This is a genomic window from Microcoleus sp. MON2_D5, assembly GCF_036701905.1.
Taxonomy (GTDB): Bacteria; Cyanobacteriota; Cyanobacteriia; order Cyanobacteriales; family Microcoleaceae; genus Microcoleus.
Map to the genome: position 1 here is coordinate 64,246 of NZ_JAUBRM010000025.1, position 17,928 is coordinate 82,173.

Sequence of the window (17,928 nt, forward strand, 5' to 3'; positions counted from 1 at the left end):
TTTCGTACTTCTCGATTTAAAAATTAAGCACGATAAATCAAGTTTTAGTTTCAGTCATCTGTTAATTTGAGCTTGCTGGATGTTTTTGCTTGGTCGATCGCATCTTGAATCAGAAGGTAGACAAAGTTGGAGATCGATCGCTTTTCGATATCGCACAACTTTTCGAGATCCTTTTCCTTTTTAGCCTGTGTTGGCAAAACCACTGAAATCCGCTGGCTGTAGCTCATGCGCTGCAATCTGTTGGAAGTTTCCCTATTCTGCCACCTCGGAAGTCCAGCTTGCAATGGGCGATCGTCGGTCGCTATCGCAGCCGGATGCGGAGGGACATCTTCAGTTGTTTCGGCAACCAGTACCCAACATCCGATTTGAAGTGGTGTTTGATTTACCCTCTCGCCGAGGATAACTTTTTTGACGGAGGGTTTTTGATAAGTTAACTGTCAAATTATCGACAGCGATCGCACTTTTGGACAGGTCGGCCGATCGCCCTTTTGCAAATAAACTATCAGAAATTACTCATCATCATCATCATCATTATTTTGAACTACCTTACTACTTAAAAGTCCGAAAATCGCACCCACACCCATATTCCAAGTGCTATTGCAAGTCTCAAAAATGCGCTCTCGTTGGGGAGATGGCTGAACTTCCGTACTAATCCAGAAAGAGACTCCTCCAGAAAAGAAGGTAATACAGATAACAGTGGCGAAGACGTACTGGAAAGGAGAGGGAGATTGAGGAGGAGTGTTTTTACGAGTCATTTTAGTAGATTTGGGTTTAGCAGGTGTCATATTTGGTTTAGCTTTCATGATTGCTACCTTCTTATTGGATATGTTTTAATATTAAAAAGTAAAAGCTTGAAAGTCAGCCTGTGTATAGGTTTCACTTAGTATGAGTTTGGTATGCGTTTAGGATGCGTTTGGTTGGCGATCGCTCGCTATAATACTTAAAACGTTCGTAACTTAGCTATGGCAGAGCGATCGATCGCAGCATCTGACGCAGGAATTGAAAAAGCAAAAACAGCTCTCACAGACAAAGGCTGGAGCCGCCAAGACTTAGCTGCTCGTGTTGTGATGGGGGAAGAAAAAAGTCTAAAGATAGGGATTGATATTCAAACAGTTCATAAATTTTTCACCCAGAAAGGTGTCAAGCCCCAGTATTTTGTTGCAATTTGCAATACTTTAGGATTGGATTGGCAAGAAATTAAAAAGCTTAATACAACCACATCGCCCGAAACATCCTTACCAAATGACAATCGAATAGCAGAATTAGAACCGCCAAATATCAACCACAATAATCCTTTTATTCCCCAGCATGGCAAGATAGACGATCCGAAATTTTTCTTTGGCAGAGAAAGGGAAATTCGGCGGGTATTCGAGACGCTGAATAGTGGCAGTAACGTAGCAGTTATTGGTGAAAGCGCGATGGGCAAAAGTTCTCTGCTGCAAGCTATTTACCGAGAAGCACCAAATCAACTGCGTTATGCACGCCAACCCATTTACATCGATTTGCAAATTGTTTGCGATGAAGATGACTTTTATGGCGATTTATGCCACAAAGCAGGTATCGAGAAAGCGAAAGGAGGTAATCTGTCACGGGCTTTAGAATCGAACCCGCTGCTGTTACTTTTAGATGAAGTTGAGAATATGAGATGGGATGGGTTTACTAATCCAACACGCAGCCTATTACGGGGTTTGACTGAGGGATCTAACCCACCTTTGCGTCTAGTTATCGCCGCGCGCACCTCTCTAGATATCCTATTTCCTGGAACAAATATGACATCTCCTTTCAAAGGACATGAGGAAACTCTGAAGCAATGGGATGAAAAAATCAGCCGCGAATTTATTGTTAGTCGCCTCCAGGCTTCCTGGTTAACACCTGTTGCTCAGCCCGTGAATTTTACTGAGGAAGAAATTGCGGGGTTAATTGCTGAAAGTGGCGGGTATCCTCAGAAATTGATGCAGTTGTGCTATCAAACTTATGCCCGTTATATCAACTAGGGCTTACACATCGGGGCCCAGAAACCGGGTTTTTTACGAAAATATTTCGTTAGAGAATCGCAGATTTGGTAAAAACCCCGGTTTCTCACCACCCGTGCCTAAGTCCTGTTTATTCATCCCCACCTATTTATGAGTCAAAACGATCGCCCTGTTCCTCGGTTAGATTTAGCTCCCAAACTGAAGCGCCCTCTTTCTTTGTGGAATCCTTTAGATTACCTGCGATTGTTGTATTGGGTGTTTTTCTTCCCTCAAGCTTTGCGGTGGTATGAGTCTACCTTTGGTGGTGAATCTAATTTACAAGACGCCAAAGCCTGGCGAGAAAAGTGGGAGTGGTTGCGTCAAAATTCAGTCCAGCGTCAGTTAATTCTACAAGCCTTGATGTTAATCATTGTTATCCCCGTAGGCTTGAGTAGAGTTTTCGAGGAAATAGGCATTTCTATCGATTGGTTGGGTGTGGCGTTCGGCGTCGCGTGGGGCGTGGCGTGGGGCGTGGTGTTGGGCGTGGCGTTGGGCGTGGCGTTCGGCGTCGCGTGGGGCGTGGCGTGGGGCGTGGCATTCGGCGTGGCGTTGGGCCAGGCGTCCGGCGTGGCGTTGGGCGTGGCGTTGGGCGTGGCGTTGGGCGTGGCGTGGGGCGTGGCCTTGGCCGTGGCGTTGGACGTGGCGTTGGCCGTGGCGTCCGGCGTGGCGTGGGGCGTGGCGTCGCGCCAGGCGTTGGGCCAGGCGTTGGGCGTGGCGATCGCACGTCCTGAAAATTGGCTTTTCGCTTTACCGTTTACCCTACTCCAGCCTCAACAGCAAAATAGACAATTTCCTCACATTACCCCACTTCCTCTTCCCTACCTATCTTCGCAAATAGCTAATTGGCTGAGGCGGGATTGGGAAACAGGATTGCACAATATTAACCAATTACTACGATTTACTCTTCAGTTTATCCCTGTTGTTAAAGCTGTAAATCGTGTACTGGCAGAAACACCAAAAGACCAACTCATCTATCGCGTCGCTCAATTATCAGAAGATCCTTCGGATTGGGAGTTGGTGCGTTTTGCCTCAGCTTCTCTAAGTGAAGGAATGAAGTCAGAAGCAGTAGCACGTTTTTTCATGACCGCACCTTGGCGACAACAAATTCAAGCTGGTTTGCAAACAGAAATTCGTTTAAATACTCCTGCCCGTGCCTCTGCTGCTGGTTTCTGGTATCTCCACGAGCAAAAACCAGACAAAGCCACAGAAGCTTTCGCTGTAGTGCGAGATCTGCTTTATGGAGAGGAGATGTTTACCTTAGCGCAGATTCTCACAGATTTTCACCAAACAGCAGAACTAGCCGAGATTGCTTCCCTGAAGCTGCCTGCTTCCCCAAATCCACCTCTGCTGCGTGAGACTTCTTGGGAAGCAATTGCTTCTCTACGGCGGGTAATTGCCGATGTTCAAGTCATCCAGAATAGCGTATCTCGTTCTGCCCGTTCCCTTGCCCTCAACCGAGCATTAGGCGAACTTGAAACTATCCTCGATCGTCCTGATATTATACCACAATGTGAACGCAATTTAATTATTAAAACTGCCAAAAAATGGCAACAAATATTACTGCAAGTGACCGGGAAAATCGGAGATATTTCGATTACTCAACCAGTCAGTATCCCCTATATAATTGGCGATCCAGTCCAAGGCAATCTATTTGTGGGCCGCGAAGACATCATCAGACAGCTAGAGGAGTTGTGGGTAAAAGGCAATCCGCTTCAATCTGTGGCACTCTACGGTCATCGGCGGATGGGAAAAACTTCGATTTTGTTGAATGCTAGCAACTGCTTAGGCTCAAAAGTACAGGTGGCTTATGTCAATTTGCTGCGGGTAGGAGATTGCTCTCAAGGAGTCGGCGAACTGCTAATATTCATCACCGATGCCATTGCCAAAACAGTCAAGCTTGCACCTCCTGCCGATCGCGATTTACTCGATTTACCCTATGTCACTTTTGGACGCTACATCGAACAAGTAGTAGCAAATGTAGAAAGTGGATTGATCGTTGCTTTAGACGAGTTTGAAAAGATTGAAGAATTGATAGACGCTGGGAACATCAATCAAGATTTTATCGGTTTTTTGCGAGGGATGGTGCAAATGAGTTCTAAAGTAGCCTTTGCTTTTGCCGGATTGCACACCTTGGATGAAATGACCGAGGATTATTTCAATCCTTTTTTTGCTAGCATTATCCCCATCCGAGTAGGTTTCCTGAGTCAAGGTGCAACTCGCCAAGTTTTAGCCAATCCCGATGATGATTTTCTCCTCGACTACAAACCAGAAGCACTCGATCGCATTTATGAACTAACTCACGGCCAACCCTACCTCACGCAATTGGTAGGATTTCTGTTAGTCCGCCTCTACAACGACCAAGTATTTGAAATCGGACGCCCCCGCGATCCAATGTTTACACTAGAAGACGTAGCAACTGTCATCAATGACCCGGAATTCTTCAGCAGAGGTCGCTACTACTTTACAGGAGTTTGGCGTCAAGCAACGCAAGGCGCATCGGGACAACAGGAGATTTTAAAAGCCTTAGCACCTCACTTAGAAGGAATGAATCTCGACAGGCTGAGTCAAGAAACAGGGATGGATGAGACAAGTTTACAGGAAGCACTAAAAACTCTCGAACGCCACGATGTGGTTCGAGAAGTTGATGGTTGCTACTGTATTACTGTCGAACTATTTCGCCGCTGGGTTCAGATGTCATTGGGAGGGAAGGGATAGTTAGTTATCCCTTTCAGTATTCGGCGGTTGAAACCAATCGTACACAAACTCTCGTCCCAGCAGAGGGGGACTAAGAGACAAGCTATAAAATTAATATTACTATTAGGCCCAATATTTACATTATTGGCGGCCCTAATGGTTCAGGCAAAACTACAGTTTTCCAGAGATTGTTACCTAATTTTTTAGATCGACATAATTTCTCTCATATTGCTTTTCAGATAAATCGACCCTGGTTTTTTCAAATAAGCCCGTGAAGTGCAGCTATCCCCTAGGGCATCGCCCAACCTCCAACCGAAGTCATCAAATAACCAATAACAAATAAAAAAACTATTGTCAACAGTGTTTTTTCGGAAATATTAAAGCTTAAATAAAAATTGCTACTGAGATTGGCGAAATATAGCACTTTGTTCCAAGTATTTGAAAATGCTAAGTTAATTAAAGATTTTATAAAAGTGACCCATAAGTCTTTACATTGTCGATCGCAATTTTGTTATTCTATTAGTAAGTTTCATTCGAGCGACTGAATTTTTGTACCACAGTCCTACCCCTAAACAGAACGGCAGTTTCCACAATGAGAATTTTAGTCACAGGCGGTGCGGGTTTCCTCGGTTCCCACCTAATGGATCGCTTAATGGCCCAAGGACATGAGGTAGTATGCCTGGATAATTTTTACACCGGGACTAAACGCAATATCCTCAAATGGCTGGACAACCCGTATTTTGAGCTAATCCGCCACGACATCACGGAACCGATTCGGTTAGAGGTAGATCAGATTTACCATCTGGCCTGTCCCGCTTCCCCGATACACTATCAGTACAACCCTGTCAAGACTATTAAAACCAACGTCATCGGCACGATGAATATGCTGGGGCTGGCTAAACGGGTAAAAGCAAGATTCTTCCTGGCTTCCACTTCCGAAGTCTACGGAGATCCTGACGTTCATCCGCAAACAGAAGATTATCGCGGCAACGTTAATTGTATTGGAATTCGCAGTTGCTATGACGAAGGGAAGCGAGTAGCTGAAACCTTATCTTTTGATTACCACCGTCAAAATGGGGTAGACATTCGAGTTGTGCGAATCTTCAATACCTACGGCCCTCGGATGTTGGAAAATGACGGCAGAGTAGTGAGCAATTTTATTGCTCAAGCTTTGCGGAATCAACCCCTGACAGTATACGGCGACGGTTCCCAAACACGGAGTTTTTGCTACGTTTCTGATTTGGTGGAAGGATTTATTCGTTTGATGAATAGCGACCAAATCGGGCCGATGAATTTGGGGAATCCCGGCGAATACACTATTTTAGAACTGGCCGAAAAAATTCAAAATATGATTAATCCAGGGGCAGAAATTATCTTTAAACCGCTACCGGAAGACGATCCAAAACAGCGACAACCGGATATTACTCGTGCTAAAAATTGGTTGGGGTGGGAGCCAACTGTGCCGCTGGATCAAGGTTTAGAGTTGACTGTGAAAGATTTTCGCGATCGCATTGAGGGCAACCAAAAGTAGAGACTGAGAGAAGGGGAGACTGGGAGAGTGGGGCAGGGAAAAAATCTTCCTTATTCCCAATTCCCAATTCCCAATTCCCAATTCCAGATTGCCATCTAATTTTTTTACTAACTTTGAGGACATTTGTATGCATGTTTGCGTCATCGGTACAGGATATGTTGGCTTAGTCACCGGCACTTGTTTGGCCCACATCGGCCACCACGTGATTTGCGTAGACAACAACGAAGAAAAAGTTAAATTAATGAAGTCTGGACAGTCGCCTATTTTTGAACCCGGACTGTCTGAATTAATGTCCTCTGCATCTGCGTCGGGCAATCTAGAATTTACTTCGGATTTAGCAGCAGGAGTGGCTCACGGGGACATTTTGTTTATTGCCGTGGGGACGCCTCCTTTGCCTACTGGGGAAAGCGATACTCGCTACGTGGAAGCGGTTGCTCGCGGAATAGGAGCTCACCTCGAGGGCGATTACAAAGTCATTGTCAATAAATCTACGGTGCCCATCGGTTCCGGGGACTGGGTGCGGAGGATTGTCCTCGACGGTTTGGCGGAACGTCAAAAAGCTCACACCAATGATGTGGCTACGGGTGAGGAAGTAGCCGCAAAAAAAGGTGTGGTATTTGATGTAGTTAGCAACCCGGAGTTTTTGCGGGAGGGCTGTGCTGTTTTCGATACTTTTAATCCCGATCGCATTGTTCTCGGCAGCAACTCTCGGCGGGCGATGGATATGATGCTACAGTTATACCGGCCGATTGTCGATCGCAAGTATGCAGAAAATCCGTCTTTGCCGGAGGTTCCTGTGGTGATGACTGATATCAGTTCAGCGGAGATGATTAAGTACGCAGCTAATGCTTTTTTGGCTACGAAGATTAGCTTTATTAATGAAGTTGCTAATATTTGCGATCGCGTCGGTGCAGATATTACCCAAATATCGAAAGGTATCGGTTTAGATTCGCGGATTGGTAGCAAGTTTCTGCAAGCTGGCATTGGTTGGGGCGGTTCTTGTTTCCCGAAAGATGTCTCAGCTTTAGTTCATACTGCCGAGGATTACGGTTACGAGGCGCATTTGCTGAAAGCGGCAGTGGAAGTAAACGAACGCCAGCGGTTGATTGCTATTGAAAAGTTGCAGCAAGTTTTGAAGATTCTCAAAGGAAAAACAGTCGGACTTTTGGGTTTGACTTTCAAGCCGGATACTGACGATTTGCGGGATGCTCCAGCGCTGAATTTAATCGACAATTTGAATCGGTTGGGAGCGAAAGTTAAAGCTTACGATCCGATTGTTTCTCAAACTGGGATGCGTCACGGTTTGTCGGGAGTTTTGGTAGAAACCGATCCGGAAAGACTGGCCGACGGTTGCGATGCTTTGGTGTTGGTGACTGACTGGGAACAGTTCCGCAATTTAGATTACGAGAAAATGGCGAAGTTGATGAATCATCCGGTGATGATTGATGGCCGCAATTTCTTAGACAAGAAGGCTTTAGAAGCGGCTGGTTTCCAATATCTGGGTATTGGAAGGTAAAGAAAAGTTTTGAGTAGAATCTCTATTTCGTAGGGTGCGCCTCGCGCACCTTACATTTATCTTGCTGGTGGCCAACAATCGCGGGTTTACTCGCCCCGACTGCTTTAAAAATTTTCCATCAAGGCTTTTTCTTGGGCGTAAACATCTCGTAGCTGTTGCAGTGCTGAGGCAGAAATTACCGATTTAACTGTAGCTACTAATTTGCCCCACTCAAGCAAGCTGTCAACTGAAACAGCGGCTTTGAAGTTGTACGTATAGAATTTAGTCCAAAATTCTGGTGCTTGTGTGCGTTTCCAGCGTTTGTACCATCCGACAAAATCTTGAGCACAGGGCCGTTTTACTTCTAAGATTGGGGGGAAATCGGCGTAGCTGACAAACCTGCTGATTCCTTGGGCGTGAACGTATACCATGCAGTGGCAGCATTCGATCCGGTATATCTGTTCCGCTGATATGTTGAATAAGAGTGCCACTGTTTCTTCGGTGACAAATCTCGATCGCGGATTGACGATCGACGATTTGTGAATAATTTTTGATGCGCCGATCGCTGACGATCTTAGCTGATTTTCTGATATCATTGTAGTTGCATCTGGTGGTGGTAGCTAAATCTATCTCTGCTAAGTGCGATCGACAGAAATTATCTGTCGGGATTAATTTTAACTGGCGATCGTCTTTAGTTTGCAGACCGGGGGCGATCGCTTTTTGATATATTATACTAAATCCAAAATTTTGTAAATAGTGAATATGAGCAAAGGCTTAGTCAGATTGCGGGTTCGAGAGTTGGCTGCCGAGAAGGGATGGACGCTCAAGGAAGTTGCGGAGCGATCGGGCGTGGGCTACAGTACCATTAGCAATTATGCTCGTTCTCAGGGGATGGCAATGGTTGACTTTGCAGCAGTCCACAAGCTGGCTCGAACTTTTGATGTGATGATTGAGGATTTCGTGGTAATCCTCGAAAAATAGTTGAAAGTTTTGCCTAAATTCAATGTTTGAGCGATCGACCATAGGCAGATGCGAACAAATTCTTTAACCTACAATACTAATTCAAAGATGCCATCAACCGAGCCTCCCAAAGACTCCCCCAAACCATGCCCAAGCCAAAAAAGACCCCCGCCAAAACCTACACTGAAATCAACCTCAGCGATCCTCAATATTACTTCAACCGAGAACAAAGCTGGCTAGAATTCAACAACCGGGTGCTCCACGAAGCCCTCGACCCCCGCACGCCCCTCCTAGAAAGGCTCAAATTTCTCGCTATTTTTAGTTCCAACCTAGACGAATATTTTATGGTGCGCGTGGGCGCCCTCAAACAGCAAGTACACGCAAAAGTCAGCAAATTGACCTCCGACGGCAGCACGCCTCAACAACAGCTAGATGCCATTAACAAGCGGCTTTTGCCGATGGTTACTCAGCAGCACTCGTATTTTGAGCAAACCCTGCGGCCGAAACTAGCAGCAAGCGAAATCTACATTCTCGACTACATTGACCTCAATCAAGAACAGCGCAATTACTTGCACCGCTACTTCAAAGAACAAGTATTTCCCGTACTCACTCCCCTAGCAGTTGACCCCAGCCACCCATTCCCCTACCTTTCCAATCTCAGCCTCAATTTAGCAGTAGTAGTCAGAGACCCCGACACGCGGGAAGAATTATTTGCCCGCGTCAAAGTACCGCAGGTTTTGCCGAGGTTTTTGCCACTACCGGGGGATTTGCAGTGGCAGCAGAGGGGCAAATCTCCTGTTTGGACTGGCGTGCCCCTAGAACAGGTGATTGCCCACAATTTAGAAGCTTTGTTTCCGGGGATGGACGTTGAGGAATATCACCCGTTCCGCATTACTCGCAATTCCGATTTGACCGTGGAGGAAGATGAGGCAGAGGATTTGCTGCTGGCAATAGAACAGGAGCTCCGCAAGCGCCGGTTTGGAGGTTCTGCGGTGCGGATGGAAATTCAAGCGATTATGCCGCCTGCGCTGCGAGATATGCTGATGGAGGAGCTGGATCTCGGCGAGCAAGATGTTTACGTCGTAGAGGGGCTGCTAGGCCTCAAGGATTTGATGTCTTTTGTGGGGTTGCCGGTGCCGGAACTGAAAGACCAGCCTTGGACTCCGGTTGTGCCGCCGCGCTTGCGGAACTCGGAATCGGCAAGGATTTTAGACAAATCGAGGTTGGATGCTGAAGATGGTGAGGATATTTTCACGACCATCCGGCAGGGGGATTTGATGTTGCACCATCCCTATCACTCGTTTGCGGCGACGGTACAGCGGTTTATTACTGAGGCGGCGAACGATCGCTCCGTGTTAGCGATTAAAATGACTTTATACCGCACTTCGGGAGATTCGCCGATCGTCAGCGCCTTAATTCAAGCAGCGGAAAACGGCAAGCAGGTAGCCGTTTTAGTAGAGCTCAAAGCTAGGTTTGACGAAGAAAATAATATTAATTGGGCTCGCAAGTTAGAACAAGCTGGAGTCCACGTAGTTTACGGTTTGGTGGGACTCAAAACCCACACCAAAATTGTGATGGTAGTGCGTCGCGAGGACGGGTACATCCGCCGCTACGTCCACATCGGCACCGGCAATTACAATCCCAAAACAGCCGGACTGTATACCGATGTGGGTTTGTTGAGTTGTCGCGAGGATTTGGGATCGGATTTGGCGGATTTGTTTAATTATTTGACTGGTTATTCGCGGCAGGTATCTTATCGCAAATTATTGGTGGCACCTGTCAATATGCGCGATCGATTTTTAGCTTTAATCCGCCGCGAAGCCGAATTCTGTCGCTTGCAGGCCGAAGGCAGCACCGGTAGCTGCGGCCGCATTGTCGCTAAAATGAACGCTTTAGTTGACCCTCAAATCATTGTTGCTTTGTACGAAGCTTCGCAAGCGGGAGTTAAAATTGATTTGATTATCCGGGGGATTTGCTGTTTGCGTCCCGGCGTTGAGGGTGTTAGCGAAAATATCCGAGTTATCAGTATTATCGGTCGCTTTTTAGAGCATTCTCGGATGTTTTATTTTTTCAACGGTGGCAACGAAGAGGTGTATATTGGTTCTGCTGACTGGATGCAGCGCAATCTCACCAGACGGGTTGAGGCCATAGTTCAGGTGGAAGACCCGACAATTGCCATGGAATTGCAAGAAATTTTGGGAGTAATGCTGGCTGACAACCGCCAAGCTTGGGATTTGCAGTCTGGGGGAAACTACTCTCAGCGGCGGCCGCCTGCTAATTGCCCAGAAGTGAGCTCTCAGCAAATTTTGATGGATATGGTGATGAATTAGTCAGTTTTCAGTTGTCAGTTGTCAGTTGTCAAATTTGCAGTTAGCAGTGGTCGGTTCTTGTTAGCTATTAAGCTGTACTGCATTTAATTTTCACTTTTTGGGCGGGCAAGATGCCCACCCCACAAGATTTTCACTAACATAACTATCCAAATTAAATGCCCGACAACTAATGACTACTGACTACTAACTACTGACTACTGACTACTGACTACTGACTACTGACTACTGACTACTTAACTGTTAAAAGTACGCTTGAATTCTTCTAAGAGATCGTCAATTTCTTCGATCGCCTGACTCACATCTATTCTCAGGGCTCCCAAGTCCGATCGATCTAACAGCCGCACGAGGGATTCCCGCTTGCTCTCGATCTGTGCTACGCGCTCTTTGATTGTTTGTGCATCCATGGTTTTTGGCCTTTGCTACTATTAACAAAAATATTTGACATTCCCCCCTGCGAACAGACGGAGATTCTTAATCCACCGACATACCTTTATCGGCAAATCCTTCACTGTTTTTATATGAGAAGTGATGAACCTGCTCAGGATTTTTTGGTCTGTGTTATAGTTTGATTGTACATCAAAACTTCCCCCAAACTTCAGCCAAATTTTAGCGCAAAAAAGGCGGACGTTTGGTATCTGCGGGTTTATTTTTCATCATTCCAGCTAAAAATCGCTTCAGGGCCTTCTCCCGGTTTTTCATAAAAGCAGCCCAAAATCCCGGTTGGTATTCATCCATTGTCTTGGCTAGGGCCCAGACATCGATCGCTAAGATATTATAAAGCCTTTCATCTTCGCGTTTGAGCGAGTTAATCTGCTCCAAAACCGCCTTGTTTGCTCCAGCAGTTTGTTTGTCTTCGTCTTTAATCATGTCCGAAAAATGGTTGAAAGGGCAAGAGTGTCGATCGCGATCGCCACTCTGTATACTTTGATGATACTGCCGATCTCGATTGCCTTCTGGAACCAACGCCGCGCAATTAACACGGATATTTACCGATGGCGTGCCCGGGCGAGTCCGGCAGGATAAGCTTCTGAACCTAGAGACAAGACTGTGGATGCACACCGCTCCCGCGCTCATAGATGCTAGCAGTTTTTGCAGGTCTTTTGGCAAAAAAACTAAATTTATTCAAGACTTTTTGACAGATAATAATTAAAGTATATTATTTCTGTCCGACTACTTACCTCACTAATATGTTACGCAAAATTTCTTTAGCAAACCTAGCCTTAGTTGTGGGCGGTATTATAGCAGCAGTCGGTTTCGGAGCGTACTTCACAGACAGACCTACCCTGAACCTAGCCGGTTTTTTTTATGGAATTCCGCTGTTGCTGGGAGGTTTGGCCCTGAAAGCGGCCGAACTCGAACCAGTGGAGTTCACCGAACCGACTTCTCCCGAAGTTCTTCTCCTGCGAGAAAGTCAGGCCACCGATACTCAAAACCAAGTCCGCAAAGATATCACCCGATTTCGCTACGGCCAACCAGCGCACTTAGATGATGCTTTGGAGCGCTTGGGCCTGGCCCCGACAGACGAGGAACGACCACTCCTGCAAGGGTTGCGGGAAGTTAATGTTGACGGTGCTTATGGATTAATTCTAGAGTTTTATTCGCCGCTAATGCCGATCGACCTGTGGGAAGAAAAGCAAGACAAAATAGCTACTTTTTTTGGACCAGGTTTGCGCGCACAAGTGAGTCAAAAGCCTGATGACAAAATTGAATTGGCTCTCATTAAAAATACTCAAGCTTAAAGTAGTCTTAAGTTTTGAGTGCGTGAATTTTGAAGTCCTCAATTAAACATTAATTCTGCATCAGCTTAGATACTGATTTTAGCGGCAGCTTGAAACCTGTCGCTATCAACAAAAGCTTAATCCGCAATTGACCGATCGCGCAAATTAGATTTTCCTTAATTACAATAATAGTTGAGAACCGATCGGCAATCTTAAATCAGGAGAAGCAAAAATGGTTTCGTCCGAGAGTAGGATAGGTATTATGGGCGCCAGATCATCAGGGTTTGTCAGTTGCAGTTAAACAAGCGTCGAAGTCGATGATACCAGTCTCAGTTGCAAATAATCCTGGCTCAGTCTTGAGTAGGATAAATGAGCAGGTTAAATCCGCCAAACTAAATTATTGACAACAATCTATAGGGAAAACAGGGATACGCCTATGTCAGAGAACAGAGTTTCAATCACCGCCAAAGTACCTTTAACTGCTCAACAGCAGTGGGAAACTTTCATGGCCGATCACTGCGGACGTTGGCAAGGGGTATTGGTTAGATATGATGCCGCAGGCCAGGTTCTCGATATTCTTGATTCTGTACGGAGCTTCATTCCTTCTGACGATCGGCAAACTGTCACCCATTCCCTCGACTTCAGGAGTCGGATGACAGAAACAGTAACGCAGAAACAATGGGTTTTGACCTTGGGTACTCCGCTGATTATCCATCCGGTCGATCCAGAGGCTTATCTGCTTTTTAATCCCCATTCTTCTGACACAATGGTTGGGCACGATCGAACAGGTTCAAGATTCTATTTTGAGCCTTACCTCTTGGCATCAGGAAAAAGAACAAGTGTGGTGGTGATGTACTACAAAGACGCCGCCAATATCTCTCAGCCTCACCTGTTTTCATTGTTTAGAGAGAGCAAGGAAGAGGTAGCGGAACCTTGGTGGTCCCAACAAACTCACTGCAGGATCGATCGAGTCAACGGCCTCAAGCTTCCTGCTCAAACCACAAGCGCGACCTATGTTTCATTGGATGAGATGGCTCAACTGCCAGTTCCTCCTCAACCGAGTGAAATACAAGGCGATTTTATACAAATCCAATTTCCAGATGCCATAGAGGTTGTTCTTTCGAGCGATCGATTCAAGACTCCATATTATGCCTCCATGCGTTGGACCCCAGATACCACTGATACACAGCGAAGCTGTACTTTAATCTACGAACAACCGGATCAAAAGGCTGATGTATTCGCCATTTAACAGCCTCAAATTTCCACTTCTGGATGAATGAGCTGGTATCCTTCTGCTTTGAGCTTCTGATTCGATATGCGCCGACTATTCGATCGCTCGGTTGTATCTGACCCATCCCATTCTACTTCAGGTAATTCGTAGCGATCGCAGAGTTGTTTAAACAATTCACGAGCAGTAATTGGAACATCATTCACTAGGTTATAAACTCCTTGTAATTGACGAGCGAGCGCCAACTCACTTGCTGATACAATGTCGTCCAGATGAATCCAGTTCGTGAAATGATTGCCTGTGCCTGGGCGAGTTGTGCCTGCAAGCTTACTTAACCGTTTCTTGAACTCGCGATCGGGTCCATAAATGGCTGCTAGGCGAAAGATACATACTTTCAAAGCTTGGCTGGATGCTGACAGCAAAACTTGCTCTGTCTCATGTAAAATCTCTCCATGTCTGTTAGCTGGTGCCACAGGTGAAAGTTCACTCACCCAGGCTCCATTACTATTGCCATACACCGCCGAACTACTGGTATATATGAGGTGTTTTATGTTGGGAAAATGCTTCAAGGCAAGAACAAGGTTGTTGGCCGTATGCAGGTATGTCTCCTCGTACATATCGGAATCTACTTGGTGGTTTGCTGTAGGAGCGAGACTCAGGAAGACCACATCTTGATTTTGCAGGATCGTGTGTAATGTCTCTTCATCGCAGCGCTTCAGGACGATCGCCTGATTGGCAACTTTCTGTAACTCCCCAATCCGGTCTTGCGTTGTCGTCGTTGCAGTAATTACGTGACCCAGGTTCCGCCAATGCTGGGCAACGGCACTTCCAACATAGCCACAACCAATAATTATAGCGTTCATCCGTTTTTTCAACTTCTGATATAGAAGGCTCTAGATTGCATCCAAGATACCAATATATCAAAGTTACAAAACTTTACGCACTGTTTTATTGGATTTGCATTCTGGGCATTTCCTGCTACTTTTTCTCCATATCATCCCTCTATTAGGGAACGCCGAGTTAATCAGCATTAACAAACAACCGGGAACGAGTAATAAAACGCTCTCCATCCGGCCCTTCCAGGGAAAAATCGCTGCCTCCGGGCCCCGATGCCACGTCTATAATTAACTGCGTGTGCTGCCAATATTTGTATTGCTGCGCTGCAATATAAAAGGGACAACCCCCTATTTCCCCCAGCAATACGTCACCATCACCGATTATCAATTCGCCATTGGGAAAGCACATGGGGGAACTACCGTCGCAGCAGCCGCCGGATTGGTGAAACATCAATTCTCCATGTTGAGTTTTGAGATAGTTGATTAATTTTAAAGCCGCTTCTGTTGCCGTGACTTTTGCAGTTTCCATTGCAGTCTGTTTAGAAGAATGTCTAGTTATTATTATGAGTTTGTAGTAAGCTGTCGGGCATCTAAATTGTATTTTTGGGCGGGCGGTATGCCCACCCCACAAGCAGAAAATTCACTCTTTGTGGAACAGGCATCTTGCCTGTTCCTGACAGAATTTAATACTTGAAGGACTTGAGCCCTCACTACAAACCAAGGAGTGAAAACTTTAGAAAAAACCTAATGCTTTGGGGCTGTAGCTGATTAACAAATTCTTAGTTTGCTGGTAGTGATCTAACATCATTTTGTGATTTTCGCGACCGATTCCCGATGATTTGTAGCCGCCGAATGCTGCGTGGGCCGGATAGAGGTGATAGCAGTTTGTCCACACGCGGCCTGCTTGAACGGCGCGACCCATGCGGTAGGCGGTGTTGATGTCGCGAGTCCAAACTCCTGCACCTAAACCGTAGAGAGTATCGTTGGCAATTTCTAATGCTTCGGCTTCGTCTTTGAAGGTGGTGACTGCTAATACTGGGCCGAAGATTTCTTCTTGGAAAATTCGCATTTTGTTGTTTCCTTTGAAGACTGTCGGCTGGAAATAATAGCCGTCTTGCAAGTCGCCGGATAAGATGTTTCTTTCGCCGCCAATAAGACATTCTGCGCCTTCGGCGTGACCGATTTTGACGTATTCGGCGATTTTTTCCATCTGGTTGACGGAGACTTGCGCGCCGAGGGCGGTTGTCGGATCTAAGGGGTTGTCTTGTTTGATTTGACGGATGCGATCGATCGCCCTTTCCATGAATCGATCGTAGATTGACTCCTGAATTAAGGCGCGGGAGGGACAGGTGCACACTTCGCCTTGGTTGAAGGCAAACATGACTAATCCTTCGACTGCTTTGTCGAGAAATTCGTCGTCTTGGGCGCAGATATCTTCAAAAAAAATGTTGGGGGATTTGCCGCCTAATTCTAGGGTGACGGGGATGACATTTTGGGAGGCGTATTGCATGATTAGCCTGCCGGTGGTGGTTTCGCCGGTGAAGGCGACTTTGGCAATCCGGGGGCTGGTGGCGAGGGTTTTGCCGATTTCGGCGCCGGGCCCGTTAATGACGTTGATAACGCCGTCTGGTACTAAGTCGGCGATGATTTCCATCAGTACCAAGATTGAGGCGGGGGTTGGGCCTGCTGGTTTGAGGACGACGCAGTTTCCGGCGGCGAGGGCTGGGGCGAGTTTCCACGCGGCCATTAATATCGGGAAGTTCCAAGGGATGATTTGTCCGATGACGCCTAGGGGTTCGTGGAAGTGGTAGGCGACGGTGGTTCCGTCGAGTTCGCCGATCGAGCCTTCTTGAGCTCGGATGCAGCTTGCAAAGTAGCGGAAATGGTCGATCGCCAGCGGTATGTCTGCGAGGCGGGTTTCGCGAATTGGTTTGCCGTTGTCCCAGGTTTCGGCGATGGCGAGGCGATCGAGGTTTTCTTCGATGCGATCGGCAATTTTGTGTAAAACCCGCGCCCTATCGGCTGGGGAAGTCTTACCCCACTTGTCTTTCGCGGCGTGGGCGGCATCCAGTGCCAATTCTACATCCTCCGCGCTCGATCGGGGAACTTGACAAATTGATTTTCCTGTCATTGGAGAAAGGTTTTCCGAGTATTTCCCTTTCACCGGTGGCACCCACTGGCCGCCGATAAAGTTGTCGTAGCGAGTTTGAAAAATCGACTGACTGCCGGATTGAACAGGTGCTGCTACTACCATTTTATTACCTGATTAAAATTTGTTTTTGCGGACTATCGAAAGAAATCTGTTGAATATCAACTATCGTCGTCTATTCTCGGACACTTTTGTTCTTTAATATACAAAATTTTACATTTTTCCAATATTTGAAATTAAAGTTGTTTCTAGGTTTCGGGGTCGGTCGGGTAGTTAATAAGATTTTTTTTATAAACCGCAGAGTACGCAGAGTACGCAGAGTACGCAGAGGAACGAGAGCATAAAAATATAGTTTTACAAATTATTTAAATCTGCTAATAGAGAGATATAAACTTGGCAATTTATCAAAAATACCAATCAAATGCCGGCCTTAAATACCGTTGTTTTTTGTTCCGATATTGAGCCTGGGTCAAAGCATTTAGACGCTGCTAAAATCCGGTGGTTTCAACGCCGGCTGAAAGCTTGGGCCCGGCAGAATTCCCGTGATTTTCCTTGGCGGCGCACCTGCGAGCCCTACGCGATTTTGGTGGCGGAGTTGTTGCTGCAAAAGACTACTGCCGCTACAGTGGCTCCGATTTATCAAGAAGTTGTCGATCGATATCCGACTCTCTCGGATTTAGCGGCCGCGCCTGCTGCGGAAGTTGCTAGTTTGTTGCAGCTTTTGGGTCTTTTTTTTCGGGCGCAAAAGCTGCGGGAATCGGTGCTGGTTATCTTAGAAAATTATCAGGGAAATGTTCCCCGCACGGAAGCTCAGTTGCTGGAACTTCCCGGAGTTGGCAAGTACATTGCGCGATCGGTTTGCGCTAATGCTTTCGGACAGCCAAAAGCTGTGATCGATACCAATACGGTTCAGTTAAGGCTCAAATAGTGGTAAATTAGGTATGGTGTCCAAAAATGGAGAGCAAGTAAGGTGCA

The 17,928-nt window shown here is 46.4% G+C and carries 17 protein-coding genes; 9 read left to right on the forward strand and 8 right to left on the reverse strand.

The genetic code is table 11. From position 1 onward, the window contains the following. Positions 1 to 50 precede the first annotated feature (50 nt). On the reverse strand, positions 51 to 284 hold the full coding sequence (locus QUA47_RS11540; RefSeq protein ID WP_333430836.1) for a ribbon-helix-helix domain-containing protein: 234 nt from the start codon (positions 282 to 284) through the stop codon (positions 51 to 53). Between the two features lie 225 nt (positions 285 to 509). Further along, positions 510 to 803, reverse strand: coding sequence for a hypothetical protein (locus QUA47_RS11545; RefSeq protein ID WP_333430837.1), 294 nt, complete (start codon positions 801 to 803; stop codon positions 510 to 512). A gap of 159 nt (positions 804 to 962) precedes the next feature. Between QUA47_RS11545 and QUA47_RS11550 the strand changes: the two genes are divergently transcribed. The 4 genes from QUA47_RS11550 (at position 963) to QUA47_RS11565 (ending at position 7,753) form a co-directional block, all read left to right on the forward strand. Next, positions 963 to 1,994 (forward strand): nSTAND1 domain-containing NTPase, encoded by a 1,032-nt coding sequence (locus QUA47_RS11550; protein ID WP_333430838.1) that lies wholly within the window; start codon positions 963 to 965, stop codon positions 1,992 to 1,994. A 129-nt stretch (positions 1,995 to 2,123) separates the two neighbouring features. After that, on the forward strand, positions 2,124 to 4,727 hold the full coding sequence (locus QUA47_RS11555; RefSeq protein ID WP_333430839.1) for a helix-turn-helix domain-containing protein: 2,604 nt from the start codon (positions 2,124 to 2,126) through the stop codon (positions 4,725 to 4,727). Positions 4,728 to 5,298: 571 nt separating this feature from the next. Further along, a complete protein-coding gene (locus QUA47_RS11560; protein WP_333430840.1) occupies positions 5,299 to 6,237 on the forward strand; it encodes a UDP-glucuronic acid decarboxylase family protein in 939 nt (312 codons plus the stop codon). Between the two features lie 127 nt (positions 6,238 to 6,364). Beyond that, a complete protein-coding gene (locus tag QUA47_RS11565; protein ID WP_190657789.1) occupies positions 6,365 to 7,753 on the forward strand; it encodes a UDP-glucose dehydrogenase family protein in 1,389 nt (462 codons plus the stop codon). 104 nt (positions 7,754 to 7,857) lie between these two features. On the opposite strand, the gene QUA47_RS11570 is transcribed toward QUA47_RS11565, so the two are convergent. Beyond that, entirely contained in the window at positions 7,858 to 8,328 is a 471-nt protein-coding gene (locus QUA47_RS11570; protein WP_190657791.1) for a hypothetical protein, read from the reverse strand. A 166-nt stretch (positions 8,329 to 8,494) separates the two neighbouring features. Between QUA47_RS11570 and QUA47_RS11575 the strand changes: the two genes are divergently transcribed. Both QUA47_RS11575 and ppk1 read left to right on the forward strand, forming a co-directional pair. Then, positions 8,495 to 8,713: a helix-turn-helix domain-containing protein gene (locus QUA47_RS11575; RefSeq protein ID WP_006632503.1), complete on the forward strand. Its 219-nt coding sequence runs from the start codon at positions 8,495 to 8,497 to the stop codon at positions 8,711 to 8,713. Between the two features lie 125 nt (positions 8,714 to 8,838). Beyond that, a complete protein-coding gene (gene ppk1 / locus QUA47_RS11580) occupies positions 8,839 to 11,022 on the forward strand; it encodes a polyphosphate kinase 1 (protein ID WP_333430841.1) in 2,184 nt (727 codons plus the stop codon). Positions 11,023 to 11,255: 233 nt separating this feature from the next. Here ppk1 and QUA47_RS11585 read toward each other — a convergent pair whose 3' ends face one another. Both QUA47_RS11585 and QUA47_RS11590 read right to left on the reverse strand, forming a co-directional pair. Beyond that, on the reverse strand, positions 11,256 to 11,426 hold the full coding sequence (locus QUA47_RS11585; protein ID WP_333046052.1) for a hypothetical protein: 171 nt from the start codon (positions 11,424 to 11,426) through the stop codon (positions 11,256 to 11,258). A gap of 202 nt (positions 11,427 to 11,628) precedes the next feature. Then, on the reverse strand, positions 11,629 to 12,129 hold the full coding sequence (locus tag QUA47_RS11590; RefSeq protein ID WP_333093762.1) for a hypothetical protein: 501 nt from the start codon (positions 12,127 to 12,129) through the stop codon (positions 11,629 to 11,631). An 80-nt stretch (positions 12,130 to 12,209) separates the two neighbouring features. Between QUA47_RS11590 and QUA47_RS11595 the strand changes: the two genes are divergently transcribed. Together QUA47_RS11595 and QUA47_RS11600 are read left to right on the forward strand one after the other, a co-directional pair. After that, on the forward strand, positions 12,210 to 12,761 hold the full coding sequence (locus QUA47_RS11595) for a DUF2854 domain-containing protein (RefSeq protein ID WP_333430842.1): 552 nt from the start codon (positions 12,210 to 12,212) through the stop codon (positions 12,759 to 12,761). Positions 12,762 to 13,176: 415 nt separating this feature from the next. Then, positions 13,177 to 13,989, forward strand: a complete 813-nt coding sequence (locus QUA47_RS11600; protein ID WP_333430843.1) for a DUF3598 family protein — start codon at positions 13,177 to 13,179, stop codon at positions 13,987 to 13,989. 5 nt (positions 13,990 to 13,994) lie between these two features. Here the strand turns inward: QUA47_RS11600 and QUA47_RS11605 are convergent, their stop codons facing one another. From QUA47_RS11605 to exaC, 3 genes are all read right to left on the reverse strand, one after another. Further along, the gene (locus QUA47_RS11605) at positions 13,995 to 14,831 is read right to left on the reverse strand and encodes an SDR family oxidoreductase (protein ID WP_333430844.1); all 837 of its coding nucleotides are present in this window, start codon (positions 14,829 to 14,831) and stop codon (positions 13,995 to 13,997) included. Between the two features lie 157 nt (positions 14,832 to 14,988). Further along, positions 14,989 to 15,333, reverse strand: a complete 345-nt coding sequence (locus tag QUA47_RS11610; protein ID WP_333404524.1) for a DUF779 domain-containing protein — start codon at positions 15,331 to 15,333, stop codon at positions 14,989 to 14,991. 204 nt (positions 15,334 to 15,537) lie between these two features. Further along, on the reverse strand, positions 15,538 to 17,058 hold the full coding sequence (gene exaC, locus QUA47_RS11615) for an acetaldehyde dehydrogenase ExaC (protein ID WP_333430845.1): 1,521 nt from the start codon (positions 17,056 to 17,058) through the stop codon (positions 15,538 to 15,540). Positions 17,059 to 17,374: 316 nt separating this feature from the next. Here exaC and QUA47_RS11620 point away from each other — a divergent pair, with 316 nt between their 5' ends. Then, complete coding sequence (locus QUA47_RS11620; RefSeq protein ID WP_333430846.1) at positions 17,375 to 17,881, forward strand: hypothetical protein; 507 nt, start codon at positions 17,375 to 17,377, stop codon at positions 17,879 to 17,881. The last annotated feature ends 47 nt before the right edge of the window (positions 17,882 to 17,928 follow it).

Coding starts and splice junctions, on each gene's coding strand:
- QUA47_RS11545 (WP_333430837.1), bottom strand. CDS start 803: ATGAAAGCTAAACCAAATATGACACCTGCTAAACCCAAATCTACTAAA.
- QUA47_RS11550 (WP_333430838.1), top strand. CDS start 963: ATGGCAGAGCGATCGATCGCAGCATCTGACGCAGGAATTGAAAAAGCA.
- QUA47_RS11555 (WP_333430839.1), top strand. CDS start 2,124: ATGAGTCAAAACGATCGCCCTGTTCCTCGGTTAGATTTAGCTCCCAAA.
- QUA47_RS11560 (WP_333430840.1), top strand. CDS start 5,299: ATGAGAATTTTAGTCACAGGCGGTGCGGGTTTCCTCGGTTCCCACCTA.
- QUA47_RS11565 (WP_190657789.1), top strand. CDS start 6,365: ATGCATGTTTGCGTCATCGGTACAGGATATGTTGGCTTAGTCACCGGC.
- QUA47_RS11570 (WP_190657791.1), bottom strand. CDS start 8,328: ATGATATCAGAAAATCAGCTAAGATCGTCAGCGATCGGCGCATCAAAA.
- QUA47_RS11575 (WP_006632503.1), top strand. CDS start 8,495: ATGAGCAAAGGCTTAGTCAGATTGCGGGTTCGAGAGTTGGCTGCCGAG.
- ppk1 (WP_333430841.1), top strand. CDS start 8,839: ATGCCCAAGCCAAAAAAGACCCCCGCCAAAACCTACACTGAAATCAAC.
- QUA47_RS11585 (WP_333046052.1), bottom strand. CDS start 11,426: ATGGATGCACAAACAATCAAAGAGCGCGTAGCACAGATCGAGAGCAAG.
- QUA47_RS11595 (WP_333430842.1), top strand. CDS start 12,210: ATGTTACGCAAAATTTCTTTAGCAAACCTAGCCTTAGTTGTGGGCGGT.
- QUA47_RS11600 (WP_333430843.1), top strand. CDS start 13,177: ATGTCAGAGAACAGAGTTTCAATCACCGCCAAAGTACCTTTAACTGCT.
- QUA47_RS11605 (WP_333430844.1), bottom strand. CDS start 14,831: ATGAACGCTATAATTATTGGTTGTGGCTATGTTGGAAGTGCCGTTGCC.
- QUA47_RS11610 (WP_333404524.1), bottom strand. CDS start 15,333: ATGGAAACTGCAAAAGTCACGGCAACAGAAGCGGCTTTAAAATTAATC.
- exaC (WP_333430845.1), bottom strand. CDS start 17,058: ATGGTAGTAGCAGCACCTGTTCAATCCGGCAGTCAGTCGATTTTTCAA.
- QUA47_RS11620 (WP_333430846.1), top strand. CDS start 17,375: ATGCCGGCCTTAAATACCGTTGTTTTTTGTTCCGATATTGAGCCTGGG.